Here is a 24,686-nt window from a genome sequence, read left to right as displayed (position 1 = left end):
CCTCATAACTTGTAATCTAGGCCTCTGCTGGCTCGTCTTGCTTGGACTGCTCGTCTGCGACCATCTTCTTATCGTAAGCCACAACGAACGGGAAGTAAATGACGAAGGCCACGGCCAGGTTGACGATGATCAAGACGATCATGCGCCAGTCGTTCCCGGCGGACAGGTAGCCGCCGATCGGTGCCGGCAGGGTCCACGCCGGAATGGACGTGAAGCCGTTGACCAGGCCGAACTTAACGGCGAAGTAACTGATGGTGGTCAAAACCAGTGGGACCAGGTTGAACGGAATGAACATGTACGGGTTCAGCATCATTGGCGCACCGAAGATCATCGGTTCGTTGATGTTGAAGATGCCCGGGATGATGGAGAAGCGGCCGACTTCCTTCAAGAACTTGGACTTGCAGAAGAACAGGAACAGGAAGGCCACGACCACGGTCGCCCCGGCACCGCCGATGGTGACGGTCCATTGGTAAAGCTGTTCAGGCGCGATGTAAGGCAGCTTGGTTGCTGCGGTGCCCTTCGCCAGCGCGTCCGCGTTGTCGTTGAGCATGATCAGCCACATCGGGCGAACAACGGAGCCGACGATGGACATGCCGTGGATACCGAAGCTCCACAGCAGGTGGATCAGGAACATTGGCAGCAGCGCCCCGAGCAGGTTGTTGCCCAGGATGTTGGTCAAAGGCTTGAACAGGGAGAGCAGCGCTGCGTTGACGTCAAAGCCGGCAACGTCGCGGATCAGCCACACGAAGGTGATGATCACGGCGCCTGGAATCAGGGCTTCGAACGAACGCGCAACGGCAGGCGGCACCTGCTCAGGCATCTTGATGGTCACGTTGTGCGTCTTGAAGAACCGGTAAGTCTCAACGGCAAAAATCATGGCGAGAATGCCGCCGAACATGCCGGACGCCCCGAGGTTGCCCATCGGGATGACGAAGCCGAGCGGTGCGGCCTTCGGGGTCAGCACGTTAACCGGCATCTGCAGCATGAAGAAGGCACCCAGCGACAGGATCCCGCCGGTCACGCCGTCGAGGTCGTACGACTTCGCCAGGTCTTGCCCCATGACGAACGTCGCGTAAATCGCCATCAGGCCCATGGTCATGCGGTACGGCAGCACGATGGTTGCCGAGTATGGCGCCAGGGCGGTCTTCCAGGCATCAACTGGCAGGTTGATGAACACCATGAAGAACGTCCCGATCAGGATCAGCGACAGACTGGACACAACCCCGTTACGGATCGCGAGCAGGTGGCGCTGGGTCCCGATCTTAGCCATTGGTGGGACGAGCTTGTTTTCGACCCACTTCATCACGTTATCCACTACAATCACTCCTTTGTGAGGTGAACTAAAATAATGGCATTGCCAGACGATGTAATCGCCTTCACCTGTATTCTAACAGGTTGAAATTAAATTTCAATACCCGAGGGCAAAAATAAAATTGTCATGTAATTTTATTTAACAATCAAAATTGGTCTAGTCATTTCCGCAGGGTGTCCTTGTACGCCGAGATGACTTGGTGCGAGCGGTCGAGTGCCTGGGCCGACGCGGCGAAGTTGCGGCTGACGAAGTAGTAAAAAATAACGTCGATAATCATGAATTGGGCTAGCAGCGAGTTGGTCGCCGCGATTCGGTTCTCCCGTTCCATCGGCTGGGAGGTGTGCACCGCGATGTCCGACAGCTTCGCCAGGCTGTTGTTGCCAAAGCGCGTCAAGGACGCCAGCCGCACCCCGCGGCGCCGGGCCTCCTTGGCCGCGATCAGGACCTCCGGCGACTCGCCGGAGTTCGAGATCACCCACAGCACGTCGCCGCGCCGCGCGTTGACCAGCTTGGGCAACAGCGCGTTGAGGTCGGCGTCGGCCACGGTCGGGTAGCCGATGCGGTTCCACTTCTGGCAGATGTTGGCCGCCGCCAGCGCCGAGGCGCCGATGCCAAACAGGTACAGCTGGTGGGTCGACTTGATCGCGCGCACCAGCGCGTCGACCTCCCCCTCGTTGACCTGGTCCGTGGTTTCGCGAATCGACTGCAGCGCGCTGCCCAAAAGCTTCTGCTTGATGGACCCTAGCGCCTCGCCCTCCGTGATGTCGGAGTCGGCCGCCGGGTCGCTCGGCGCCTTGGTCAGGTCGGTGGCCAACAGGATCTTGAGCGCCGTGAAGCCCTCGATGTCCAGGCGCTTGGTCAGCCGGATCACCGACGCCGGGCTGGAATCGGCCGCCGCCGCCAGCTGCGAGGCGGTCATGTTGATCACCTCCTCCGGGTGTGCGAGCACGAAGTCGGCGACCTTGGTCTCGGCCTCCGACAGCCCGGCCATCGCGTTGTTGATGCGTCCCTTGACAGACATTTTCCCCTCCCGCGGTTGAACCGCTTACATTCCGTGGCCAAAAAGCGGCGCCGCCGGGGGCGCCACTGGCAAAATTATCCGCGCAGAATCGCCAGCGCGCGGGCGATGAAACCGTCCGCCTGGGCCAGCGCGGCCGCTGCGCGCGCGGCGTCCACGCCGCCGTTGATCATCACGATGGCGAGCTTCGGCTGGTGGTCGGCCCGATCGTAGTAGTCCGCGGCGGTGGCAAAGTCGACCCCGGTCGCCGCGGCGATGATGCGCTTGGCGCGGTCGACCAGCTTGATGTTGGTCGGCTTGACGTCGACCATCAGGTTGCCGTAGACCTTGCCCAGCTTGATCATGCTGGTGGTCGACACCATGTTCAACAGCAGCTTCTCGGCCGTGCCGGCCTTCATGCGCGTCGAGCCGGTGACCACCTCGGGGCCGACGACGGCCTCAACGGCGATGGCAGCGTGCGCGGAGATCAAAGCATTCTTGTTGCAGGCAATCGCGCCGGTGCCGGCGCCGACCGCCTGCGCGAAATCCAGCCCGCCGATCACGTAGGGCGTGGAGCCCGACGCGGCCAAGCCGATCACGAAGTCGTCTGCGCTCAGGTGGCGGGCCTTGAGGTCAGCGGCGCCGCCCTCAACGGAGTCCTCTGCCCCCTCCACCGCGTCGGTCATCGCGGCCTGGCCGCCGGCGATCAGGCCCTGCACCATCTCCGGGTCGGTGCCGAAGGTCGGCACGCACTCGGCGGCGTCGAGCACGCCGAGCCGGCCGCTGGTGCCGGCGCCGATGTAAAACAGGCGCCCACCGCGCTGAAAGCGCGCGACCACCGCGTCGACCAACGCCGTCAGCGGCGTCATCACCGCCGGGTCGGCAATCGCCTGGGGCACCAGCTGGTCCTGGCCGTTGATGGTGGCCAGGATCTCCTCGGTGCTCATCGTGTCAATGTGGGTGCTCGCGGGATTGCGGGCTTCAGTCGTTCGTTCCATGTATTTTCTCCTCATTGCCGGGGGCACTTGCCCCCGAGTCCAGCCAGTCCAGCACCCGCGCCATCGCCGGGCCCCAGAAGGCCCAGTCGTGGCCGCCGGGACGGTTGTCCTGCGTCAGGGTCAGGCCAAGCGTCCGGGTCGCAAAGCGGGCAAAGTCGTCGTTGGCCGCCTTCATGAAGTCTTCGTCGCCGATGGTGTGGTACCAGCGCAGCCGCCGAAGCGCAGCGACCGGCGCTGCCTGCAGCTCGCGGCGAATCAGGTCGTGCGGCGTCCCCTTGGCGAAGACGCTTTCATAGTCGGGCATGATCGGCGGCATCGAATCCAGGTCCACCACCGGCGACAGCAGCATCACCGCCGCGAAGCGCTCGGGCGCCGCCGCGGCCAACCGCAGCGCGCCGAAGCCGCCCATCGAGTTGCCGGCGACGTAGCGGTCGGCCGGAGCCGTGGAAAGCGGCAGCGTGGCCTGAAGCTGCGGCATCAGCTCCTGGGTCAGGTAGTCCCAGTACGGCTGGTGGCTGGCGGTGTTGACGTAGAAGCTGCGCCCCATGTCCGGCATCACGATCGCCAGGTTGTGCGCGATTGCCAGCTGCTCGATGCCGGTCTTGCGCTGCCACGCCGATCCGTTGTCCCCCAGCCCGTGCAGCAGCCACAGCGTCCGCAAGGGCCCGGTCACTGTGTCCGGCATGGCCACCGTCACCGCCGCCTGGTTCTGAAGCCTGGCGGAGGCGCGTACCAAGGTCAGCAGTGCCATCGTATCAGATCCTTCATTAGAATTTCTCACTTACATTTATAAAACAAAAATCCAGATATTTCAATCAAAGGTTGAAAAAAAATTCCAGGACGCTAGAATGAAAGGGTAACCAAAACAGCACAAGGTGGCGACTTCATGACTTACTTAATCGGAATTGACAGCGGCGGCACGCACATCGTGGCCACCGCCTGGGCCCCGGACGGCCGCCAGCTCGCCCAGGTCACTGCGGGCCCGGGCAACGTGTTCCTGGACGCCGCAGGGACGCGGGCGAACCTGACCGCCGCGGTCACCGCGCTGACCGCACAATTGAAAGGCGAAACCTGCAGCCAGGTGCTGATCGGCATCGCCGGGGTCGAAACCACCGGCGACGCGCCGGCGCTTGCGGCTGAGTTCACCGCCGCGTTCGGCATCCCCACCGCCGTGATCTCCGACGCCCAACTGGCCCTGCTCAACGGGCTGGAGGGCGCGGACGGGACGCTGGTGATCGCCGGCACGGGTTCGATCGTCTACGGGCGCCAGGCCGGCCGCTTCACCCGCTACGGCGGCTGGGGCCAGCTGCTCGGCGACACCGGCTCGGCCTACAAGCTGGTGCAGGCCGCGATGGTGCAGGCCTTGGCCGACCACGACCAGGGGCGGCCCACCAAGCTGGCCGCCACGCTGCCGAAGCTGCTCGAGGCAAGCGACATGTCCGGGGCCGTGCGGCGTTTTTACGCCGGCACGCGCCAGGACCTGGCGAGCCTGGCCGCCAAGCTCGCGCCGCTGGCCGAAACCGACGCCGAAACCGGTGCGGTGTTCACCGCCCAAGCCCGAGCGCTGGCCGCCGAAATCTGCGGGCTGATGGCCCGCTACGCCGCACCGCGCCCGACCAAGCTGGCGCTGTCCGGGTCCGTTTTGACCCACAACGCCGCCTTTCGCAAGCAGGTGATCGCCGCGGTGCGCCTGAGCTACCCGGACGTCGAAGCGGCGGTGGTCACCACCAACAACAGCCGTGGCGTGCTGTTTTGGGCGCGGTGGGCCGAGTAGCCCGGCGCCAAGTTTGCGCCAGCGCGCCGGGTTCGCTATGATGGAGACAGCACGTAAGCGTGTCCATGCTAGGGGGCACGGGCACGCTTGCGCCTGCACCACACAATTCATTTAGGAGGAACTGCAATGACAATGCGTCAACTCGGATTATCGATTTACCCGGATCACAGCGATTTTGAAGCCAACAAGGCCTACCTGGAGCTCGGCCACAAGTACGGGTTCACCCGCATCTTCATGAGCATGCTGGAGGTCAAGGGCTCGGTCGAAGAGACCAAAGCCGAGTACCAGAAAATCATCGACGTCGGCAACGACCTGGGGTACCAGACGATTCTGGACGTCTCCCCGCGCATTTTCGACCAGCTGGGGATCTCGTACTCCGACCTCAAGTTCTTCTCGGAGCTGCACTGCGCCGGCATCCGGCTGGACCAGGGCTTCGACGGGGCCACGGAGGCGATGCTGTCGTACAACCCGTACGGCCTGATCATCGAGCTCAACATGAGCAACAACGTGGACTACCTGAACAACATCGTCAGCTACCAGGCCAACACCAGCTACCTGTACGGCTGCCACAACTTCTACCCGCAGGTCGGCACCGCCCTGCCGTACGACTTCTTCGTGGAGTGCTCCGAGCGCTTCCGCAAGTACAACATCCACTCCGCCGCGTTCGTCGCCAGCCAGGTCGGCAACATGGGGCCGTGGAACGTCAACGACGGCCTGCCGACCCTTGAGGCCGACCGCCGCCTGCCGATCGAGGTTCAGGCCAAGCACCTCTGGGCCGGGGGCCTGATCGATGACGTGATCATCGGTAACGCTTACGCCAGCGAGGAAGAACTCGCCGCTTTGGCCGCCATCGACCGCTACCAGATCCAGTTCCACCTGGACTTCGTGGATGACGTCAACGAGATTGAAAAAACGGTGGCCCTGACCCCGCAGCACTTCCGCCGCGGCGACATCAACCGCACCGTGATCCGCTCCACCATGCCGCGTGTCACCTACAAGGACGTCCCGAACGCCCCGCACGACAACACCGAGGTCTTCCAAAAGGGTGACGTGCTGGTCGGCAACGACGGCTTCGGCATCTACAAAAACGAGCTGCAGATCGTGCTCGAACCGCACGCCGAACCGCGCAAGAACAAGATCGGTAGCATCTCCCCCGACGAGGTGATGCTGCTGGACTTCATCAAGCCTTGGAGCAAGTTCCGCTTCATCGGCTAAGCCAGACCCAAAAGGCCGGCCCCATCCGCTAAGCGGTGTGGCGCCGGCCTTTGCTGTGTCGCCGCGCGAACCGCCACGGCGGCGCTGAACCACGCCCACCGGCACCCGGCGTGCACCACCGTTGCTTGCCAACCGACTGCTGAGGCAGCAAAACACCCCCGCCAATGTCTGGCGGGGGTGTTGTTGGCTACAGCCGGTGCGTTACTGGGACGTGCTTCATCTCGCGGCGGTCGCAGGCGGTCTGCTTCATCTCGTAGAAAACGCCGACCAGAATGTCCACCGCCATCAGGCCGATGCCGACCGCGGTGTCGAACAGCAGCAGGCCGATGGTCAGCACCACCAGGGCCCGCAGCGTCCAGCGCAGAATCTTGATGACTGTCATCGCAGTCACCTCCTTGTGAATCGATACCTTCAGTATACCGGGCCGCGCGCGTTTGTAAAGGTCGCCTTTACAATAAATTTACAAAGCGGCCCCGCGACCCAGCCGTCGGGCACCCACCCGTTACAAACCGGGCGCAGGCGACACGCCGCGCGAATCGGACCTGCGCCCGATTCGCTTTAATGGTCTAAGTTTTGTATCATTATAAGTGAAACGGTTACGGAGGCGTCTTATGAAAAGCAAAACTTCCTGGTTCTACCGCCACTTCCTCGACAACAAGTTTGCCATCACGGCCTTCAACCTTCTGCTCGCCCTCTTGGTGGTGTGGGTGCTGACCAAGATCGGCTGGGTCTTCAAGCCAGTGGGCAACTTCATCGGCATCGTCGCGCCACCCTTCGTCTTCGCCGGCATCCTGTACTACATGCTGGCACCGATCGTCAACTGGCTGACGCGGCGCAAGGTCAATCGCAACCTCGCCATCGCGCTGGTTTTTCTCGGTGTCCTGGCGCTGCTGGTGCTGGCCGTCGTCAAGCTGGTGCCGCCGATCGAGCGCCAGATCAGCAGCATGGTCAACGACTGGCCGAGCTACTGGGGGGCCTTCACCCGCTGGCTGACCGACCTCAACGACAGCCAGGACCTGATCGCCCAAAAGGATCTGAACCAGCTGGGTAACGAGATCATGGCCGCCGTCTCCGGGCGCGAGGGCCTGATCGTCTCGGGCACCATCACCCAGATTCAAAACCTAGTCGGCGTCGTCGGCAACGTCGCGATCACCGTCGGCACCGCGCCGATCATCCTGTTCTTCATGCTCAAGGACGGCGCCAAGTTCCCAGGCCTGGTGCTCCCGATTATCCCGGTCAAGCTGCGCCAAAGCGTCGGCGAGATGCTCCACGAGATGAACGAGAAGGTCGGCTCCTACGTGCAGGGCCAGCTGACGGTCGCCATGGCCGTGGCCATCATCTTCATGATCGGCTACTCGCTGATCGGCCTGCGCTTCGCCCTGGTGCTCGGCCTGATCGCCGGCCCGCTGAACCTGATTCCCTACTTCGGCTCGGCCTTGGCCATGGTGCCGGCGCTGGTCGTCGGCCTGATGATGAGCCCGCGGATGTTTCTCATGGTGATCCTCGTGTTCTTCGTCGAGTGGCTGCTTGAGACCCAGCTGATCTCGCCGTTCGTGATGGGGTCGAAGCTTGAGATGCACCCGATCACCATCGTCGTCGTCCTGCTGACCGCAGGCAACATGTTCGGCCTGGCCGGCGTGATTCTCGGCATCCCGGGCTTCGCCGTGCTGCGCATCATCGCCGTGCGCCTCTTTAAGTGGTACCAGCAGGTCTCGGGCCTTTACGCCGAGCCCGGCGAAAGCGTGCCGCTGCCCCCCGCTCCCAATCCAGAAAGTGTGAAAAAATGATGCTGTTCATCGTGCTTCTCGACGTCGCCCTGCTGGGGCTTGGCGTCTACAACCTCTACTGGCAGGGCCAGATTGACCTGCGCGGCGGGTACGCCACCTTCCAGCTGATTCTCGCCGCCTTCTTCACCGTCTGGTTCTTGGCCTCCGGGACCGCCAACCTGACCGTGATCATTTTCTACGCCGCGTTCATCACCCTGACGGTCATGGCCGGCACCACCGGGCTGACCAAGACCCGCGTGGTCGCCGCCGGCATCGTCAACCGGATGTTCCCGTACGCCAAGATGACGGGCATCTCCCTGACGCCCGTCAGCCTGCCGGACGGGCGCGAGCTGGTGGTCGCCGCGTTCGGCATCTCCGCCCACCGCGCCGTGCGCATCACCTTCAAGACCGACCTGCAGTCGCTGGTCAACACCCTGCGGCCGCGGGTGCCGGAGTCGGTCCCAATCACCGTGCAGCAGGTGCAGTAGCGCCAAAAAATAGCCAGCCCGAGACAAATTCGGGCTGGCTATTTTGTGCGTTGCGGTCGCTCAGTCGACCGTGTAGGTGAAGATGCCCAGGAAGGACTTCACCTTCTTGGCCGGCGGCGGCGTCTCGAAGAACGCGCTTTGGACGTTGGCCGTCCCCTGCGCCACGGCATCCGCCGCCAGCAGGAAGTCCGTCACCGCCCCCAAAAGCGCGGTAGGGTCGGCGTTTTTGTTAATCAGGTCCGGGCTCAGCCGGACGCTGGGCAGCCGGTAGCGCGCGTCCCAGGTCGGTGCGGCCGGCTTTTGGTCGCTGAAGCGAATCACGCCGTCGATGCGCCGCGCCACCTTGGGGATGTCCGGCTTGGTCAGGCGGGCGCCGAACAGCAGGCGCACCTCGAAGTCCGTCTTCGGGTGAAAATCAAACAGCTTGTCCAGCTCGAAGTGCTCCTGCACTGTGCGAATGCCCTGAGCCGCCAGCCCCTGCGTCAGCGTCTCGATGGCCCGGTCGGTGCGGCTGGCGCCGACCACCAGCAGCTCGAGGTCCTTGTCACCGCGCTTGGAGGCAAAATCCAGCCCGGACTGGAAGCCGCGCATCAGATCCAGCGTCATCAGCTGGTCGAGCAGCGCCTGGTAGCCGCGGTTGCCGTCCATCAGCCCGAACACCCGTGAGTCCATGTCCGCCACCACCGTCGGGTAATCCGCCAGCACCGCCTGCTTGGCCGGCGTCAGGTAGCGCACCTGGGGCGCCACCAGCACAACGTCGAACAGGCTGCCGAAGTCGTAGGCCGTCGCCGGGCGAATCGCGTCGATGCCCCCGTAGGCAAACACCAAGTCGGCGCAGGGCGCAAAGGGTGACTGCGCGAGCACCGCATCGACGGTGTCGAAGCTCGCCGACAGGTTCTCGTCGGTCGTGTTGATGGCCTGCGCCAACCGCGCGCAGAACATGCTGGAGCTGGCCCCGCCAGCGCAGCAGACAAAAATGTGCATGAACAAACCTCCAGAGCGCGAACCGACGCGCATTTAGCGGGTCGCACAGCGTAAGGCCAGTGCTTGGGGCGCTCTTTGCCCCGAGTGCTGGTCTTAGCTGTGCGCACCCGCGTTGCGGCGGTGAGCGCGTTTAGTCAGAGCGCGAACCGACGCGCATTTAGCGGGTCGCACAGCGTAAGGCCAGTGCTTGGGGCGCTCTTTGCCCCAAGTGCTGGTCTTAGCTGTGCGTACCCGCGTTGCGGCGGTGAGCGCGTTTAGTCAGAGCGCGAACCGACGCGCATTTAGCGGGTCGCACAGCGTAAGGCCAGTGCTTGGGGCGCTCTTTGCCCCGAGTGCTGGTCTTAGCTGTGCGCACCCGCGATGCGGCGGTGAGCGCGTTTAGTCAGAGCGCGAACCGACGCGAACTTAGCGGGTCGGTGTGCCGATAGTTAATGAACGGTAAAATTGTGCGGCGTGCCACTCGTGCCGCAGTCGGCCCGCCCCACAGAAAAAGGCGCGATTGCTCGCGCCCGCTGTCAGTCTTCGGCTTCGACCACCCGTGCAATGTTGTGGTCGTTTTGACGCGGCTTGCGAATCGCAAACAGCGCCGCAAGCACCAGCACGATGCCGAACGCCCCGATCATGAACTCGGGGTACACGATGAAGCCGATCATGTAGACGTAAATCAAGGTTGCCAGGGCGCAGCCGAGAAGCAGGTCGAGCAGGAAGCGCACGAAGCGCTTGCTGGGCCACTCGTCGCAGACGGCGAGCAGCCAGATCAAGGCGGTCAGACCGACGCCGAAGCTCGCGGTGCTGACCATGGCCAGCGTGTCCTTGGGCTGCGAGACGTACCACGCGAAGCCGGTGAAAAGCGCCGCGGCCACGACCAGGGTGATGGCTTCCCCGACGCGCGACTGTTTCTGATGTCGTTTTGCCATATCGTCCTCCGAAAAGCAATTTCCCTCAGTTTAGCAGAAAACGGGTAGAATGGACATATCAAAGTCGTTACGGATAAGGAGTGGTCACATGACCGACAACACAATGCTGATTGCCACAAAGGCGGGCTTCACTGCCCAGACGGGACCGGTGCCCCAACCCGGGCCACGCGACCTGCTGGTGCGCGTGGCGGCAAGCGGGCTGAACCCGATCGACCTCAAGCTGCAGGCCGGGCTCACCGCACCGACCGTGCTGGGCTTCGACGCGGTCGGCACCGTGATCGCGTGCGGCGCCGCCGTCACCGACTTTGCGCCCGGCGACCGCGTGTTTTACGCCGGGTCCAGCAAGCGCCCCGGCAGCTTTGCCGACTACCAGCTGGTGGCGGCGGACATCGCCGCGATTGCGCCGGCCGGCCTGAGCGACGCGCAGCTGGCCGCGGTGCCGCTGGCCGGGCTCACCGCCTGGGAGCTGTTGTTCGAGAAAATGGTCTTCACCCCGGCACCGGGCGCCAACGCCGGCAAGCGGCTGCTGGTGATCAACGGCGCCGGCGGGGTCGGCACCCTTTTGACCCAGCTGGCCGCCTGGAGCGGCCTTGAGGTCTGGGCGACGGCAAGCCCCGCCAACTGGGCCCTTCTGGCCGCCAACGGGGTGGCGCATCCCCTGGACTACCACCGGCCGCTGACCGACACGCTCGCCTCGGACAGCTTCGCCGGCGTCGCAATCCTCTACGCACCCGAGCCGTACCTGGCGCAGGCCGCCGCGCTGGTCACCCCGTTCGGCCACGTCGGCACCCTGGTGACGCCGGCCGGGCCGCTTAACGTCATGCCGCTCAAGGCCAAGGCCGCAAGCCTCGACTTCGAGTACATGTTCGCCAAGACCGACTTCGATCACGCCGCGGCAAGCCAAGGCGCCATCCTGCGCCGCCTCGCTAAGCTGCTTGAGGCCGGGGCGCTGACGCCCGTCGTCACCACGGCGTACACCGCCCGCACCGTGGCCACACTAAAGGCCGGCCTCCAGAAGCTGGCGGCCGGCCACGTGTCCGGCAAGATCGTCCTCACCGGTAATTGTCACTTGTGATAGCCGAGCGCGTGCATCAGCACCGTTTTGGCGCGGGCTTCGCTCAGCTTGCTCGGATCGTAGATGATGCTGCCCTCGCCGGAGTAGTAGTGGAACAGCTTCAGCACGACGCGGTTGTCCAGCGTGCGCAGCCGCATCTCGTCGTTGATCTGGGGTAAAAGCTCGTGGCACCAGGCCGCATCCATCATCGCGGGCTCCTCGCGCTCGGTCAAAAAGCCCTGGTCCATGATCAGATCCGCGCCCTCGGTTTTTTGCAGCCGGGAGACTGACGCCGTCGGTTCCATCTTCTACCTCCTAATACTTGGGTTCAAGCAGCCGCCGCGGCCGCACGTAGGTCGTCGCGTGCGCGGCCTCGCCCGGCAGGAAGCCGGCGCTTTCGTAGAACGCCTGCAGCGCCGGGGAGTTGGTGACCACCACGATGCGCGCCACCTGCTTGAAGTAATCGTCGAACTGGCCGAGCAGCTCCCGGCCGATGCCTTGGTGCTGGTACTCCGGCAGCACCAGCAGGTCTTGGATGAAGACCACCGTGTGCATATCGGACACGCCGCGGACCAGCCCGACCAGCTTGTCGCCGTCGCGGGCGGTCAGAAGCGTTGAGTTCGCGATGCCCCGCGCCGTTTCGGCCGGGTCGCTCAGGTACTGGTCCATTCCCGTGGCCCCGTACAGGGCCTTGATCTCATGAATGGTCAATGCGGATTCGAATGTGTACTGCAAAATCTAGCTGCCTCCAAAAGGCGCGGCTTGGGCCGCGCATGTATTCCACGATGATTCTACACCAACGTGAAACCAGTTGAAAGCAGGAAATAACGCGGCGGACACATTCCCGACAACCGTGTCAGGCCGCCCTTCACCGTGCGGGGTTGATGCCGCCGGGCGCCGTGAAGTCGATGAAGCCGAGGTTGGCATCGATCTCCCCACCGTCGCCGGTCAGGCTCATCGTGTTGGTCGTCGGGTTCAGGTGCACGGCCATGTGCTCGTCCAGGTCCTCCGTCGAGTAGCCCTTGATGCGAAGCTCGCCGAGGTTCGAGTCGACGGTCTGATCGTAGCCGGTCAGGTCCGCGGTCGCCGCCACCACGTTGAGCGTGAACTGAACCTGCATGTGGATCATTGCGTGCTGGGAGTATGGCCCAACTCCATCCTCGAAGGTGAGCAACAGCTGCTTGTCCGGTGCTAGGTGCGGCGCGAGCTTGGCCTCGCTGGCCGCGTCAAAGTGAATGTGCATCCCAATCATCTCCTTTGGCCTAAGCGTAGGGCCGGACGCGCCAAAACGCAAGCAATCCGCTCGCGCCGAGAAAGTTGCCGCCTTTACCTTTTTTTCATAAGTGGACGACGATTTCGTCACACTTTCTTCACATTCCGGCGTTACATTGTAACCATAGAAATGAGCCACCCACTCATTTCCATACCCATACCCAACTTTTTCATTTTTACTCCTCCAAAGTAAAAATCACCGGCGAGCCACCCACTCGTCGGTCAATCCTTACTCCTTAGCCGCCACCACCCATGGCGGCTTTTTTGTGTTCCAGGGCGCAGAAGCGCGGGCTTAGCGGGACGGCTTGCCTAGCTAGGGCACTTATCCTCAATCGAGATTTTCTGAAACTTTTGCTTACGCGGCGTGAAATTTTCTGCTAGACTTTTATCTTGTCGTGGTCGCAATGGGTGCGTATGGAATCTACAGCTCAAAATCCCTGGCCACATAAGGAGTCTCACTTGCCTAAGAACTTCAAAGAAGAATTGTTTTTCAGTCTCATCATGGCCGGCCTGATGGTGCTGGTGATGGCGGGCTACAACGTCGCCCTTGCCGACGGCTTCAGCGCCGGGTACGTGCTCGAGGTGCTGCGCGGCTACCCGCTCGCGCTTCTGGTCGCCCTGATCCTCGACCTCGGCCTGGTCGGGCCGCTGGCAAAGAAGCTGTTTTTCACTCGCATCTTCAAGCCTGAGATGGAAAAGACGCCGATCGTCATCGGCATCTGGATCTCGTGCCTGATGGTCGCCGGCATGGTCACGCTGATGTCCGCGTTCGGCATCATCGTCACCCAGCACTTCGGCGGCAACCTCGCCCTGACTTACCTGCACACCTGGGGCTTCAACCTGCTGATGGCGCTGCCGCTGCAGCTGATCATCGTCGGCCCGATCGCCCGCAAGGCCCTGGCGACGCTTCAGGCCGCCGGCACCACCGCGCCGGCCGACGCCGACTAACCCACACCTTCGCGCAAGCGGCGGTTCCTCACCCGAGGAGCCGCCGCTTTTTGGTGTCCGGCCACGGCGCTAGAGCGTTGACAGGACCGCGGGCGAAAAATATATTTATCTCGTGAAACCATTCGGGCCGTTTTGGCCACTAACTGGGCGAAAGGAGGGTCGCACATGCCACTGAATGACCTTGAACTGAAGCTCGCCACGCGAGCCGTGCGTGGCGACCGCACCGCCCTGCTGCAACTGCTGGACGGTCGCAGCGCCTACCTGTACCGCACCGCCTACCTGTACGTCGGCAACGCGCAAGACGCCTTGGAAGTGTTGCAGGAGGCGACGACGCAGGCGGTGGTTGCCGTGCGCAAGCTGCGTGAGCCCCAACTGTTTTTCACCTGGTACACCCGCATCCTGATTCGCCAGGCCCAAAGCGTCTACGCGCTGCGGGCCAGCGAGGAACCGACGGCAGACGCCGGCGAGCCGCTGGCCGCGCCTCCGGTCAACACCACCGAGCACCTCGACCTGCTGGCCGCCTTCACCCAGCTGAAGGCGGAGTACCGCCAGGCGCTGCAATTATTCTATTACCAAGACCTGCCGACGCGAGAAATCGGCCGGCTGCTCAACGTCCCAGAGGCCACCGTCAAGACGCGCTTGCGCCGCGGTCGCCTCGCACTTCGCACCATTTTAGGAGGAGATTACTTTGGATGACCAACGAGACCGTCAGCTGCTGCACGACGAGTTCGACCAGATTCCGGTGCCAGAGGCGCTGGTTCACGACGCCTTGGCGCAGGGGGTGAAAAAGGCGCCGCGCAAACACCGCGTGCGCAACGTGCTGCTCGCCGCGGCCGCCGCCCTGGCCCTGACCACCGCCGGTCTGACCGCCTTCGTGCCCCAGGTCGGCCAGGCCTTCGACAACGTCGGCTGGCTGGCCGCCTTTTACCTGCGCAACGGCAACGACGTGAACGCCACCACCTTTCACGTCAACGGCGTGGCCAAGAGCCTCAACCAAACCGCAACCTCGCATGGCATCACGGTTCACTTGGTTGAAGCCTACTACGCCGGTAAAATCATCAGCGTCACCGGCGAGATCACCGGCATGACCGAGCGCCAGATCAACATGAACGGCGAGCACGAGCTGTCCTACTACGCCGCAAGCACGGCCAAGCAGCACTTCTTCAACGACACCTACGACTTCCAGGAGACCAAGACCGGCTACCGCTTCCGGCTTTTGTACAAGGCAACCGGCAACACCGCGCCAAACCAAGTCACCCTACCGATTCGTATCCAGGAGCTCGGCGGCGTCTTCGGCCGCTGGAACTTCGACCTGAAGATGAGCCAACCGGCACCGGTCGTGACCAAGCTGGATGGTGCAACCTACGACTTCGGGGTGCCCGGTCTCACCGTGGCGCCTGTGGCCGTGATCAAGTACGCCCACGGCGCCGAGCTGCAGTACCGGGCCACTGGCGACTCGCGATACGAGCACGGTGAGACGGGCGAAATCGGCATCATGAGCATTCAAGACGCACAGGGTCACTCGCTGATCGACATGAGCGACGGGATGCAGCTTGGTGGTCCCGACGGCAGGCTCACTTCGCTGGCCCTGACCAAGATGCCGGTGCAAGGCCAAGCCTACCGCGTGCAGGTGGATTACTTCGTCAAGGGCGAACGGAGTGCCCGTGAGGTGGTCAAGTCCATCGTCTTGTGGCCGTAACCCGCATCACTAAAAAATCGCGCCACCCGCTGACTGCGGATGGCGCGATTTTTGGCGTTACTTCGATTTGGGCTTGGGGTTGAGAATCTTGTGGTCCGTGAAGTACATCTCGCGCGGCTCGTGGATGAACAGCGGCACAGTTTCCTCCACCACGCTGCTGAACTCCAAGCCGTACCAGTCGGCGGGGCTGGTCGTCACGTTTTGGAGCCACAGGCGGCCGGAGATCAGGTAGCGGCGCCAGGCCGGAATGTCCTGGGTCGGCATCCCCTGCGGCCGCTCGCGGATGATGACGAACTTGAAGTCGCCGACTTGGCGATCCTCAAGCGTCGTGTACTGCGGCCGCTGCGGGTCGATCACGCCCGCCGTCAGCAGGTCGTTGATGATCTGGCGGATGTAGACGTTGACGTGCTGCGACGTGCGAAAGCCTAGGTACAGCTGAACGGAAATCACGTTGCGGGTGTGCAGCAGGTCGACGGTGTAGCGCATGTCGTAGGGCTTGTTGGTCTCGTTGACCGTGACGAACCAGTAGACGGCGGCGCGCTTGGGCTGCTTGTCGAGAATCGAGTACAGCGCGGTGCGCTTGAGCCGGTAGTCGGCGCCGACTTTGGTCATGTACACCAGGTTGGTGGTGAAAAGCGGCTCGCGCTCATCCTTGGACAGCGCAACCAGCTGCGGCACGAAGTCGTTCAGGTGCACGTACTCGCTTTCGCCCTGGTAGCGCTCGCGCGACTTGTTGCCGAAGAACCAGATCAGCATCAAGGCCAGAATCAGCAGCATGATCACCAGGGTGATGTAGCCGCCGTGCATGAACTTGACGAGGCTGGCAACTAGGAACATCGCCTCAAGCACCCCGAAGAAGCCGGTGATCAGTCCGGCGCGCAGCCGGCCGATTTTGCCCGACAGGTACTCGAACAAAAGGAAGGTGGTCATCAGCATCGTCACGGTGATGGCCAGGCCGTACGCGGCCTCCATCGCCTTGGAGGTGCGGAAGTACCAGACGACGCTCATCGTCACCAGGCACAGGAACCAGTTGACGCCGCCGATGTAGATCTGGCTTTTGGCCGTCGACGGGTGCGTGATGCGCATGCGCGGCAGGAACTTCAGGCTGATTGCCTCGTGCACCAGCGTGTAGGAGCCGGTGATCAAGGCCTGCGACGCGATGATCGCCGCGAAGGTCGCCAGAATGATGGCGAACGGCCGCAGCTCGTGCGGCAGCATTTCGTAAAACGGGTTGATGGTGGTCATGTTCGCGTAGGCCGCGTCCTGGTAGTGGCTGATCAGCCAGGCGCCCTGCCCGAAGTAGTTCAGCATCAGCATGACGTACACGAACGGCCAGGTCAGGTAGATGTTGTACTTGCCGACGTGCCCCATGTCCGAGTACAGCGCCTCGGCCCCGGTCGTCGCCAGGAAAATGCTCCCGAGCAAGAACAGCCCGACCTTGTTGGCCGGCGAGAACAGAATCGCCACGGCGTAGCGCGGCGACAGCGCCCGCAGCACTTCGAGGTGGCCGCTCATGTGGGCCAGCCCGGCGATGCCGAGAAACAGGAACCAGATCAGCATCACCGGCCCGAACGCGTTGCCGAGCTTGGCCGTGCCGAAGCGCTGAATCAGAAACAGCGCGAGCAGCACGGTGCTGGTGATGACCAGCACCACCATCTGCGAATCGGAGAACTGGAACGGCCCAAAGGTCTGGCCCTTGAGCCCCTCCACCGCACTGGTCACCGTGACCGCCGGCGTCAGCGTGCCGTCGGCCAGAAGCGCCGCGCCGCCGATCAGGGCCGGCACCGCCAGCCACGCGCCGTGGTTGCGCACCAGCGCGTACAAGGCGAAGATGCCGCCCTCACCGTTGTTGTCCGCGCGCATCGCGAGGATGACGTACTTGATGGTGGTCAAAAGCATCAGCGTCCAGAAAATCAAAGAAATCGCGCCGATGATGTACTCCGGGGTCAGCGCCGACACCTTGCCGGCGTCGGCGATCACGGCGTTCATCACGTACAGAGGCGACGTGCCGATGTCCCCGTACACGATGCCCAGCGTGACCAGCATGCCGATGGCGCTGATCCGTTTTTTCATTGGTGACATGATTATCCTCCTGTTGTTAACAAGACGTCATGATAGACGCTTGGCCCGGGCGCGTCAAGCGCGGTCCCGCGGTTGTCGCGCCCGGGCTTTCGCCCACCGTGCGCCGAGTTAAGCATACCACAGCGGCCGCCCGCGCCGCCCAGCCCAAGCGTTCGGGCGGGGCAATCCGGCCCGGCAAGTGCGCGCTTCTACGCTCTGGGTATCGTCGGGCTGCGCCGGGCAACGCGGCCTCGCATAGCTAGCGCCGGCGCTTAGGGCCAAGTGCGCCCCAAGCCCCACCGCTACGCTATGCGCCCCGCTAAGTGCGCCCGGCTCCGCCCTGGTCATCGTCGGGCTGCGCAAGGCAACGGCCACTCGTCCAGCTAAGGTCAGCACTCGGGCCAAAGTTCGGCCCAAGCGCTGACCTTACGCTACCCGGTGGCCTAAGTACGCCTTGCTCCGCCCTGGGACGCAAAACGGCGGCCCCCAATGGGGACCGCCGCCTGGCTCACTTCGCGTACTCGACCGTGCGCTTCTCGCGAATCACGGTCACCTTGATGTGGCCGGGGTACTCGAGCTCTTTTTCAATTCGGTTGCGGATGTCGCGCGCCAGGACCACCGACTCCTCGTCGGACAGGGCCTCTGGCTTGACAATCACGCGCACCTCACGCCCCGCCTGAATGGCGAAGCTGTGGTCGACGCCCTCGTAGCTGTTGGCGATGGCCTCGAGCTTCTCCAGGCGGTGCAGGTAGTTCTCCAGCGTCTCGGAACGGGCGCCGGGCCGCGCCGCCGAAATGGCGTCGGCCGCGGCGACCAGAACCGCGATGACACTGGTCGGAGCCACATCGCCGTGGTGCGAGGCGATGGTGTTGATTACGACCTTTGGTTCCTTGTACTTCGTGGCCAGTTCGACCCCGATTTCCACGTGGGAGCCGTCGACTTCTCGGTCGATGGCCTTCCCGATGTCATGCAATAATCCTGCGCGTCTCGCCATGATCACGTCTTCGCCTAATTCGGCCGCCATCACCCCGGCCAGCTTGGCCACCTGAATCGAGTGATCCAGGACGTTTTGGCCGTAACTGGTGCGGAAGTGCAGCCGCCCCAACTTCTTGATCAAATCCGGGTGCATGTTGTGAATGCCGACGTCGAAAATGGCCTGCTCACCGATTTCGCGGATGCGCTCGTCCATCTCCTTGCGTGCCTTGTCGACCATTTCCTCGATCCGCGCCGGGTGAATGCGCCCGTCCTGAATCAGCTTCTCCAGGGCGATGCGCGCGATTTCCCGGCGAATCGGGTCGAAACCAGACAAAACGACCGCCTCAGGGGTGTCGTCGATGATCAGGTCGATCCCCGTGAGCGTCTCCAGTGTGCGAATGTTGCGCCCTTCCCGGCCGATGATGCGACCCTTCATGTCGTCGTTCGGCAGGGTGACCACCGTCACGGTTGTTTCCGCCACGATGTCCGAGGCACTGCGCTGGATGGCGTCCGCGATCAGCGTCTTCGCCTCGCGGTCGGCCGTCTCCTTGGCCTCGTCTTCACTTTCCTTGATCAGTTTTGCGCGTTCATGCGCAAGTTCAGTCTTTGTTTCGGTGAGGATCCGCTCGCGCGCCTGACTCTTGGTCATTTCGGCGATGCGCTCGAGCTCAGTTTGTTGCTGCGTGATCGCGGCTTCGATGTCCTTTTCACGGGCATCCAGCCGGGTTTGCCGTTGGTTCAGGTTTCCTTCCCGATTCGACAGGCTGGTTTCCTTGCGGTCCAGCGTGTCGTCGCGGCGATCCAGAGTTTCCTCGCGCTGCAGCAGGCGGTGCTCCGATTGTTGTACCTCGGTGCGCCGGTCCTTCAGCTCGGCTTCGACCTGGCTTTGGTAGCGATGGGCTTCATCGCGTGCCTCAACCAGCTTCTCTTTCTTCAGGGTCGCGGCTTCCTTATTCGCGGTCTCGATGATCCCGGCCGCACTGGTGTGGGCCTGATCGACCGCCTTGTTGTGACGATCGGTCTGGATCTTGATCCCGAGGAGTACTCCCACGGCTAAAGCGATGACGGCGAGGATTATCGAGACCAGCATTTCTGCGCTCATCTTGTCACCTCCGCATCATCTCATCATGTGGTGCCATGCTTTGATGCTGTATTATTTTGTAAATTATTACACTCACTGATTGTAGCGGTTTGATGAACATGTGTCAACTTGGATGCGGTGTCACGTCGGCGTGCCAGCGGGGCGAAAAGCCGGGCGGTCGGCGTCGATACGACGCTGTGGCACGGTGCCCCGCCGAAAAAATAACGGTCGCTCGAATGCCGTGCGTGCCGGGTCGAAAATCCGCGATCGCCGGGCCGAGACGCGCATGACTTTCGCGAGAAGTGGTTCATAGCAACATGCCACGATTTCAACCCGATGACGCCGTTCGTGCAGTCCCACAAGTGACACGAGTAAGGCAACGGCCACTATCCCCGCTGACGTATGCTCGGACTTCGCCCTGCATAGTTGATTTCGCACCTGACTTACAACACAATGGCAAACCACTGTGTAGGGCGGAGGCCCGGGCGCGCCGCTGCTGGAGGCGTAGGGCCGGGGCGAGCCAGCGTGAAATTGCTGTTGACCGGCCGCTTCTGCCGGTCTACAGCAACGGCGGGTCTGGAGAGCGTACTTTGGGCTCCAGGGAGCCGCACGCGGACCATTGCCCCGGCCCGGAGCCGTAAGAAGTGGCGTGCCCGGGTCGGAGCCCGACCGCGCTCCGCCCTGGCATCGTCGGGCTCCGCGGCGCGGCGCCCTGGTTGTCGTCGGGCTCCGCTCGGCAACGGCCGCTCGTCCAGCTAAGGCGCGTCACTGGGCCATAGCCCGGCCCACCGACGTGCCTTACGCTGGACGGCGGCCTAAGTTCGCCGCGCTCCGCCCTGGTATCAAAAAAAGCGGCCAAGCTGGCCGCTATCGTTGCTACTTGTCGTCTTCGGAGTAACCCTTGTCGTCGTCTTGGTCGTCGTCGGCCTTCTCGTCCTTCTTCGGGGCGGGCTTGGCTGCCGCCGGCGTGGCGGTTTCGTTGACACTGCGGATGGACGTGCGGCTGAAGGTCAGGTACACGCCATCGACGTCGAGGTCGACGGTCTGATCGGCATCGTTGATGCTGTCGACCACGGCGTGCAGGCCGCCAATGGTCACGACCTTGTCACCCTTCTTCATGGCATTGAGCATTTCCTGACGCTTTTGCTGCTGCTTCTTTTGCGGCCGCATCATGCCGAAGTACATGAAGCCGAACATCAGCACCAGCACGATGATCATTGAAAAACTACTTCCCAAATTGAGGCACCTCGTTTTCTGATTTAGTTCACTCTACACTGTACCAAATTCGCGGGCAATTAACCACCGCCCAAGGTCAGAAGTTTCGGGCGTTGGGCTTGTTGTAGCCGTACTGCTCGAAGTAATCGCGGCGAAAATCCAGCAGCGAATCGCTGGCAATCGCGGCTCGCACCTGCTGCATCAGGTGCAGCAGGAAGTACAGGTTGTGGTAGGACAACAGCCGCTCGCCGAGCGCCTCGTCGGCCTTGATCAGGTGGCGCAGGTAGGCGCGGGTGAAGTGGGTGCAGGTGTAGCAGGCGCAGTCCGGGTCAAGCGGCGTGAAGTCGCGGGCGTACTGCGCGTTTTTGACCACCAGCCGGCCGTGGCTGGTCATCGCTGTGCCCTTGCGCGCGATGCGCGTCGGCAGCACGCAGTCGAACATGTCGATGCCGCGGATCACGCCGTCGATCAGGGCATCGGGCGAGCCGACCCCCATCAGGTAGCGCGGCTTGGTGTCCGGCAGAAGCGGCACGGTGAAGTCCAGGACGTGGTTCATCTCCTCCTTGGACTCGCCGACGGACAGGCCGCCGATGGAATAACCCGGGAAATCCAGGCTGACCAGATCGCGGGCGCTTTGCTCGCGCAGGTCGCGGAAGCCCGCGCCCTGAACGATGCCGAACAGCCCCTGCCGCTCTGGGTTCTGATGGGCGCGCAGGCCGCGCTCGGCCCAGCGGCTGGTGCGCGCCACGCTTTTGGCCACGTAGTCGTAGCTCTCGAAGAACGGCGGGCACTCGTCGAAGCTCATCATGATGTCCGGGCCCAGCGCGTTTTCAATCGCGATCGCCTTTTCCGGCGACAGGAACATCTTCGCGCCGTTCAGGTGGTTGCGAAAATGCACGCCCTCCTCGGTGATGTTTCGCATGTGCGCCAGGGAGAACACCTGAAAGCCCCCGGAGTCGGTCAGGATGCCCTTGTCCCAGCCCATGAACTTGTGCAGCCCCCCGGCCTCCTGGACCAGGTCCTCGCCGGGCCTAAGCCACAGGTGGTAGGTGTTGGCCAGTATGACGCTGGCGCCCATCGCGTCCAGCTCGTTGGGCGCGATGGTCTTCACCGTCGCCTGGGTGCCGACCGGCATGAACATCGGGGTGGGAAAGGTGCCGTGCGGGGTGATCAGCTCACCGAGCCTAGCGCCGGTGTGCTTGTCAACGTGCAGCAGGCGGTACTTGATCGCAGGTTCCATGGGGCCTCCTTGGTTACTTGTGAATGAACATCGCGTCGCCGAAGCTGAAGAAGCGGTAGCGCTCCTCAATGGCGTGCTGATAGGCGTTCAGGATGTTCTCGCGGCCGGTGAAGGACGCGACCAGCATCACCAGCGTGGACTTGGGCAGGTGGAAGTTCGTGATGAAGGCGTCCACGGCGCGCCAGCGGTAGCCCGGCTTGATGAAAATGTCGGTCCAGCCGGAGTCGGCCTGAAGCTTGCCGTCGAACTTGGTGCCGATGGTCTCAAGCGTGCGAATCGAGGTGGTCCCGGTGGCGATGATGCGCCCGCCGTGGGCCCGGACGTCGTTCAGCGTGTCCGCGGCCTCCTGGGAGAAGCGGTAGAACTCGCTGTGCATCTTGTGGTCCTCGATGTTGGTCACTGACACCGGGCGGAAGGTGCCCAGGCCGACGTGCAGCGTCAGGTACACCAGGCGCACGCCCTTGGCCTGAGCCGCCGCGAGCAGCTCCTCCGTCCAGTGCAGGCCGGCGGTCGGCGCGGCCGCGGAGCCGATCTCCTTGGCGTAGACGGTCTGGTACATCTCCGGGTCGTCGAGCTTCTCCTTGATGTAAGGCGGCAGCGGCGTCTCGCCGAGCTGGTCGAGGATCTCCATGAAGATGCCGTCGTAGTGGAACTCGATGATGCGCCCGCCGTGCTCGAGCTCGGAGACGACGGTGGCGGTCAAGAGGCCGTCGCCGAAGTCGATTTCCGTGCCCACCGGCGCCTTTTTGGCCGGCTTCATCAGGGTCTCCCACTGGTCACCCTCGGTGTTGCGCAACAAAAGCACCTCCATGTGGGCGCCGGTGTCCGGCTTGGTGCCGTACAGGCGCGCCGGCATCACGCGGGTGTCGTTCATCACCACGGCGTCACCCGGGTTGAGGTAGTCGAGAATGTCGTAGAAGTGCTTGTCTTCAAGCGCCCCGGTCTCGGCGTTCATCACCAGCATCCGGCTGGCATCGCGCTTTTCAAGCGGGGTCTGGGCGATCAGTTCGTGGGGCAGGTCGTAGTCGAAGTCTTCGGTGGTTAACATGATTACCTTCCAATCATTGAATGGGGTACGGTTGTTCGAGGTGGGCGAAGCCGGCCGGGGTGACCATGCGCCCGCGCGGCGTCCGCTTCAAAAAGCCGATCTGCAGCAAGTAAGGTTCGTACATTTCCTCGATGGTGGCCGTCTCCTCGCCGATGTTGGCGGCGATGGTGGATAACCCCACCGGGCCGCCCTGGTAGTCGCGGATCATCATCATGAGCATCTTGCGGTCGATCTGATCGAGCCCCTGCTGGTCAACCTGAAGCTGATCCAGGGCGTGATCAACGATGGCCACGGACACCGCCTGCTCCGCGACGTCCGCGAAGTCGCGGATGCGGCGCAGCAGGCGGTTGGCGATGCGCGGCGTGCCGCGCGACCGCCGGGCGATCTCAAGCGCGGAGTCCGCCGGCAGCTGCATGGCGAAGATGTCCGCCGAACGCAGCACAATCTGCTGGAGCTCAGTGTCTCGGTAGTACGCCATGTGCTCGGTGATGCCGAAGCGGTCGCGCAAAGGCGCCGACAGCATCCCCGCCCGCGTCGTCGCGCCGATCAGCGTGAACGGCGGCAGCGGGAAGTGCACCGGGTGCGCGGTCGGGCCCTGCCCGACCACGATGTCGATGTAAAAATCCTCCATCGCCGAGTACAGCATCTCCTCGACAATCTTGGGCAGCCGGTGAATCTCGTCGATGAACAGCACGTCGCCCGGCTGCAGCTCGTTCAACAGCGCCACCAAGTCGCCGGGCTTCTCGATCGCCGGCCCCGAGGTGGTGCGGATGTGCACGTCAAGCTCCGCGGCGATCACCAAGGCCAGGGTCGTTTTGCCCAGGCCTGGCGGGCCGTAGAGCAGAACGTGATCCAGTGCCTCCTCGCGCTTCTTGGCGGCCTTGATGTACACGGCCAGCTGGTTCTTGACCGCGGTCTGGCCGATGTACTCCGCCAGCCGGTGCGGGCGCAGTGAGCGCTCGACGGCGTCGTCGCCAAGGTCGGCGGCAGTGTCGACAATCCTTTCGTCAGCCACAGTGGCCCTCCTTTCTCGAACTACAAGTCGCCGCTGGTTAACTCAGCAGTTTCAATCCCTCGCGCAGGTAGGCGTCGGTGGTCTTGGCGCCGAGCTTGGTCAGCTTCGGGCCGAGCTTGGCGACCGCCTTGTCCGGGTAGCCCAGCGCGACCAGCGCCGCCAGCGCGTCGTTCAGGGCCGGGTCGGCGACCGGCGCCGCCGGGGTGAACAGGTCGCCGGCCGGGGCGGCCAGCTTGTCCTTGAGATCCAGGATGATCTGCTGGGCCGTTTTCTTCCCGATGCCCGGGAACTTGGTCAGGTAGGTGACGTCGCCCGACGCGACGGCGGACGCCAGCCCGTCGGTGTTGGCGTTGGCCAGGATCGCCAGCGCGGACTTGGGGCCGATGCCCGTCACCGTCAGAAGCTGGTTGAAGGTCTGCTTCTCCGCGGCGCTGGTGAAGCCGTAAAGCGACTCGTCGTTGTCGCGGATGATCTGCTGGACGTACACGGTCGCCGCCGCCCCCACCTGGTAGGCGTAGGGGTTGGTCACCAAGAGCCGGTAGCCGACGCCGTTGACGTCGAGCACCAGAAAGCCCGGCGTGATCGCCGCCACGGTGCCCTTGAGGTATTCGTACATGAGTTACCGCC

General features: G+C 63.2%; 25 protein-coding genes. 8 read left to right on the top strand and 17 right to left on the bottom strand.

What is annotated here, in order from left to right:
* Positions 1 to 16 precede the first annotated feature (16 nt).
* The 4 genes from LE416_RS01515 to LE416_RS01500 all read right to left on the bottom strand — a co-directional run bounded on the left by LE416_RS01515 (position 17) and on the right by LE416_RS01500 (position 4,058).
* Positions 17 to 1,315 carry a PTS sugar transporter subunit IIC gene (locus tag LE416_RS01515; protein ID WP_225046734.1) on the bottom strand — a complete coding sequence of 433 codons (1,299 nt, stop codon included), beginning with the start codon at positions 1,313 to 1,315 and terminating at the stop codon, positions 17 to 19.
* A 157-nt stretch (positions 1,316 to 1,472) separates the two neighbouring features.
* A complete protein-coding gene (locus LE416_RS01510) occupies positions 1,473 to 2,333 on the bottom strand; it encodes a MurR/RpiR family transcriptional regulator (RefSeq protein ID WP_225046733.1) in 861 nt (286 codons plus the stop codon).
* Positions 2,334 to 2,407: 74 nt separating this feature from the next.
* A complete protein-coding gene (gene murQ, locus LE416_RS01505; RefSeq protein ID WP_225046732.1) occupies positions 2,408 to 3,307 on the bottom strand; it encodes an N-acetylmuramic acid 6-phosphate etherase in 900 nt (299 codons plus the stop codon).
* Positions 3,291 to 4,058 (bottom strand): alpha/beta hydrolase, encoded by a 768-nt coding sequence (locus LE416_RS01500; RefSeq protein ID WP_225046731.1) that lies wholly within the window; start codon positions 4,056 to 4,058, stop codon positions 3,291 to 3,293. Before LE416_RS01500 ends, murQ begins: the two co-directional genes overlap by 17 nt.
* 135 nt (positions 4,059 to 4,193) lie before the next feature.
* Between LE416_RS01500 and LE416_RS01495 the strand changes: the two genes are divergently transcribed.
* Together LE416_RS01495 and LE416_RS01490 are read left to right on the top strand one after the other, a co-directional pair.
* Entirely contained in the window at positions 4,194 to 5,081 is an 888-nt protein-coding gene (locus LE416_RS01495; protein WP_225046730.1) for an N-acetylglucosamine kinase, read from the top strand.
* Between the two features lie 126 nt (positions 5,082 to 5,207).
* Positions 5,208 to 6,296, top strand: coding sequence for a DUF871 domain-containing protein (locus LE416_RS01490; RefSeq protein WP_225046729.1), 1,089 nt, complete (start codon positions 5,208 to 5,210; stop codon positions 6,294 to 6,296).
* A 187-nt stretch (positions 6,297 to 6,483) separates the two neighbouring features.
* Here the strand turns inward: LE416_RS01490 and LE416_RS01485 are convergent, their stop codons facing one another.
* The gene (locus LE416_RS01485; protein ID WP_225046728.1) at positions 6,484 to 6,678 is read right to left on the bottom strand and encodes a hypothetical protein; all 195 of its coding nucleotides are present in this window, start codon (positions 6,676 to 6,678) and stop codon (positions 6,484 to 6,486) included.
* Positions 6,679 to 6,907: 229 nt separating this feature from the next.
* On the opposite strand from LE416_RS01485, the gene LE416_RS01480 reads away from it, so the two are divergent.
* Positions 6,908 to 8,083, top strand: coding sequence for an AI-2E family transporter (locus LE416_RS01480; protein WP_225046727.1), 1,176 nt, complete (start codon positions 6,908 to 6,910; stop codon positions 8,081 to 8,083).
* The gene (locus LE416_RS01475; protein ID WP_225046726.1) at positions 8,080 to 8,550 is read left to right on the top strand and encodes a hypothetical protein; all 471 of its coding nucleotides are present in this window, start codon (positions 8,080 to 8,082) and stop codon (positions 8,548 to 8,550) included. The genes LE416_RS01480 and LE416_RS01475 overlap by 4 nt, the downstream gene beginning before the upstream one ends.
* Before the next feature lie 60 nt (positions 8,551 to 8,610).
* Here the strand turns inward: LE416_RS01475 and LE416_RS01470 are convergent, their stop codons facing one another.
* Both LE416_RS01470 and LE416_RS01465 read right to left on the bottom strand, forming a co-directional pair.
* Complete coding sequence (locus LE416_RS01470) at positions 8,611 to 9,534, bottom strand: PTS sugar transporter subunit IIB (RefSeq protein ID WP_225046725.1); 924 nt, start codon at positions 9,532 to 9,534, stop codon at positions 8,611 to 8,613.
* Between the two features lie 515 nt (positions 9,535 to 10,049).
* Entirely contained in the window at positions 10,050 to 10,451 is a 402-nt protein-coding gene (locus tag LE416_RS01465) for a hypothetical protein (RefSeq protein WP_225046724.1), read from the bottom strand.
* 88 nt (positions 10,452 to 10,539) lie between these two features.
* On the opposite strand from LE416_RS01465, the gene LE416_RS01460 reads away from it, so the two are divergent.
* Complete coding sequence (locus tag LE416_RS01460; protein ID WP_225046723.1) at positions 10,540 to 11,526, top strand: alcohol dehydrogenase catalytic domain-containing protein; 987 nt, start codon at positions 10,540 to 10,542, stop codon at positions 11,524 to 11,526.
* On the opposite strand, the gene LE416_RS01455 is transcribed toward LE416_RS01460, so the two are convergent.
* The 3 genes from LE416_RS01455 to LE416_RS01445 form a co-directional block, all read right to left on the bottom strand.
* Complete coding sequence (locus tag LE416_RS01455) at positions 11,517 to 11,810, bottom strand: hypothetical protein (RefSeq protein ID WP_225046722.1); 294 nt, start codon at positions 11,808 to 11,810, stop codon at positions 11,517 to 11,519. The two genes, LE416_RS01460 and LE416_RS01455, sit on opposite strands and share 10 nt — an antisense overlap.
* A gap of 10 nt (positions 11,811 to 11,820) precedes the next feature.
* Positions 11,821 to 12,240, bottom strand: coding sequence for a GNAT family N-acetyltransferase (locus LE416_RS01450; RefSeq protein WP_225046721.1), 420 nt, complete (start codon positions 12,238 to 12,240; stop codon positions 11,821 to 11,823).
* A gap of 133 nt (positions 12,241 to 12,373) precedes the next feature.
* Positions 12,374 to 12,748 (bottom strand): iron-sulfur cluster biosynthesis family protein, encoded by a 375-nt coding sequence (locus LE416_RS01445; protein WP_225046720.1) that lies wholly within the window; start codon positions 12,746 to 12,748, stop codon positions 12,374 to 12,376.
* A gap of 488 nt (positions 12,749 to 13,236) precedes the next feature.
* Between LE416_RS01445 and LE416_RS01440 the strand changes: the two genes are divergently transcribed.
* The 3 genes from LE416_RS01440 to LE416_RS01430 all read left to right on the top strand — a co-directional run bounded on the left by LE416_RS01440 (position 13,237) and on the right by LE416_RS01430 (position 15,424).
* Complete coding sequence (locus LE416_RS01440; RefSeq protein ID WP_225046719.1) at positions 13,237 to 13,725, top strand: DUF2798 domain-containing protein; 489 nt, start codon at positions 13,237 to 13,239, stop codon at positions 13,723 to 13,725.
* A 165-nt stretch (positions 13,726 to 13,890) separates the two neighbouring features.
* Positions 13,891 to 14,421, top strand: a complete 531-nt coding sequence (locus tag LE416_RS01435; RefSeq protein ID WP_225046718.1) for a sigma-70 family RNA polymerase sigma factor — start codon at positions 13,891 to 13,893, stop codon at positions 14,419 to 14,421.
* On the top strand, positions 14,414 to 15,424 hold the full coding sequence (locus LE416_RS01430) for a DUF4179 domain-containing protein (protein ID WP_225046717.1): 1,011 nt from the start codon (positions 14,414 to 14,416) through the stop codon (positions 15,422 to 15,424). The genes LE416_RS01435 and LE416_RS01430 overlap by 8 nt, the downstream gene beginning before the upstream one ends.
* A 57-nt stretch (positions 15,425 to 15,481) precedes the next feature.
* On the opposite strand, the gene LE416_RS01425 is transcribed toward LE416_RS01430, so the two are convergent.
* The 7 genes from LE416_RS01425 to ruvA form a co-directional block, all read right to left on the bottom strand.
* Complete coding sequence (locus LE416_RS01425) at positions 15,482 to 17,506, bottom strand: KUP/HAK/KT family potassium transporter (RefSeq protein ID WP_225046716.1); 2,025 nt, start codon at positions 17,504 to 17,506, stop codon at positions 15,482 to 15,484.
* 487 nt (positions 17,507 to 17,993) lie between these two features.
* On the bottom strand, positions 17,994 to 19,550 hold the full coding sequence (rny, locus tag LE416_RS01420; protein ID WP_420844374.1) for a ribonuclease Y: 1,557 nt from the start codon (positions 19,548 to 19,550) through the stop codon (positions 17,994 to 17,996).
* Between the two features lie 867 nt (positions 19,551 to 20,417).
* Positions 20,418 to 20,777, bottom strand: coding sequence for a preprotein translocase subunit YajC (gene yajC / locus LE416_RS01415; protein ID WP_225046714.1), 360 nt, complete (start codon positions 20,775 to 20,777; stop codon positions 20,418 to 20,420).
* Between the two features lie 76 nt (positions 20,778 to 20,853).
* On the bottom strand, positions 20,854 to 21,996 hold the full coding sequence (gene tgt / locus LE416_RS01410; RefSeq protein WP_225046713.1) for a tRNA guanosine(34) transglycosylase Tgt: 1,143 nt from the start codon (positions 21,994 to 21,996) through the stop codon (positions 20,854 to 20,856).
* A gap of 13 nt (positions 21,997 to 22,009) precedes the next feature.
* Positions 22,010 to 23,044 (bottom strand): tRNA preQ1(34) S-adenosylmethionine ribosyltransferase-isomerase QueA, encoded by a 1,035-nt coding sequence (gene queA / locus LE416_RS01405; RefSeq protein ID WP_225046712.1) that lies wholly within the window; start codon positions 23,042 to 23,044, stop codon positions 22,010 to 22,012.
* A gap of 13 nt (positions 23,045 to 23,057) precedes the next feature.
* On the bottom strand, positions 23,058 to 24,059 hold the full coding sequence (gene ruvB / locus LE416_RS01400) for a Holliday junction branch migration DNA helicase RuvB (protein WP_225046711.1): 1,002 nt from the start codon (positions 24,057 to 24,059) through the stop codon (positions 23,058 to 23,060).
* 37 nt (positions 24,060 to 24,096) lie between these two features.
* A complete protein-coding gene (ruvA, locus tag LE416_RS01395) occupies positions 24,097 to 24,675 on the bottom strand; it encodes a Holliday junction branch migration protein RuvA (protein WP_225046710.1) in 579 nt (192 codons plus the stop codon).
* Positions 24,676 to 24,686 lie beyond the last annotated feature (11 nt).

Origin of the sequence: Lacticaseibacillus kribbianus, assembly GCF_020180945.1 — a bacterium.
In the GTDB taxonomy this organism is placed as follows: Bacteria; Bacillota; Bacilli; order Lactobacillales; family Lactobacillaceae; genus Lacticaseibacillus; species Lacticaseibacillus kribbianus.
This window is presented reverse-complemented; position numbering and strand designations above follow the sequence as displayed.

What these genes read in the sequence shown, in the direction of transcription:
- LE416_RS01470 (WP_225046725.1), bottom strand. Translation starts at nt 9,534, where the DNA reads ATGCACATTTTTGTCTGCTGCGCTGGCGGGGCCAGCTCCAGCATGTTC.
- LE416_RS01510 (WP_225046733.1), bottom strand. Translation starts at nt 2,333, where the DNA reads ATGTCTGTCAAGGGACGCATCAACAACGCGATGGCCGGGCTGTCGGAG.
- LE416_RS01485 (WP_225046728.1), bottom strand. Translation starts at nt 6,678, where the DNA reads ATGACAGTCATCAAGATTCTGCGCTGGACGCTGCGGGCCCTGGTGGTG.
- murQ (WP_225046732.1), bottom strand. Translation starts at nt 3,307, where the DNA reads ATGGAACGAACGACTGAAGCCCGCAATCCCGCGAGCACCCACATTGAC.
- LE416_RS01445 (WP_225046720.1), bottom strand. Translation starts at nt 12,748, where the DNA reads ATGCACATTCACTTTGACGCGGCCAGCGAGGCCAAGCTCGCGCCGCAC.
- LE416_RS01500 (WP_225046731.1), bottom strand. Translation starts at nt 4,058, where the DNA reads ATGGCACTGCTGACCTTGGTACGCGCCTCCGCCAGGCTTCAGAACCAG.
- LE416_RS01475 (WP_225046726.1), top strand. Translation starts at nt 8,080, where the DNA reads ATGATGCTGTTCATCGTGCTTCTCGACGTCGCCCTGCTGGGGCTTGGC.
- rny (WP_420844374.1), bottom strand. Translation starts at nt 19,550, where the DNA reads ATGCTGGTCTCGATAATCCTCGCCGTCATCGCTTTAGCCGTGGGAGTA.
- LE416_RS01480 (WP_225046727.1), top strand. Translation starts at nt 6,908, where the DNA reads ATGAAAAGCAAAACTTCCTGGTTCTACCGCCACTTCCTCGACAACAAG.
- ruvA (WP_225046710.1), bottom strand. Translation starts at nt 24,675, where the DNA reads ATGTACGAATACCTCAAGGGCACCGTGGCGGCGATCACGCCGGGCTTT.
- LE416_RS01495 (WP_225046730.1), top strand. Translation starts at nt 4,194, where the DNA reads ATGACTTACTTAATCGGAATTGACAGCGGCGGCACGCACATCGTGGCC.
- LE416_RS01435 (WP_225046718.1), top strand. Translation starts at nt 13,891, where the DNA reads ATGCCACTGAATGACCTTGAACTGAAGCTCGCCACGCGAGCCGTGCGT.
- queA (WP_225046712.1), bottom strand. Translation starts at nt 23,044, where the DNA reads ATGTTAACCACCGAAGACTTCGACTACGACCTGCCCCACGAACTGATC.
- LE416_RS01490 (WP_225046729.1), top strand. Translation starts at nt 5,208, where the DNA reads ATGACAATGCGTCAACTCGGATTATCGATTTACCCGGATCACAGCGAT.
- tgt (WP_225046713.1), bottom strand. Translation starts at nt 21,996, where the DNA reads ATGGAACCTGCGATCAAGTACCGCCTGCTGCACGTTGACAAGCACACC.
- LE416_RS01465 (WP_225046724.1), bottom strand. Translation starts at nt 10,451, where the DNA reads ATGGCAAAACGACATCAGAAACAGTCGCGCGTCGGGGAAGCCATCACC.
- LE416_RS01460 (WP_225046723.1), top strand. Translation starts at nt 10,540, where the DNA reads ATGACCGACAACACAATGCTGATTGCCACAAAGGCGGGCTTCACTGCC.
- LE416_RS01425 (WP_225046716.1), bottom strand. Translation starts at nt 17,506, where the DNA reads ATGTCACCAATGAAAAAACGGATCAGCGCCATCGGCATGCTGGTCACG.
- LE416_RS01455 (WP_225046722.1), bottom strand. Translation starts at nt 11,810, where the DNA reads ATGGAACCGACGGCGTCAGTCTCCCGGCTGCAAAAAACCGAGGGCGCG.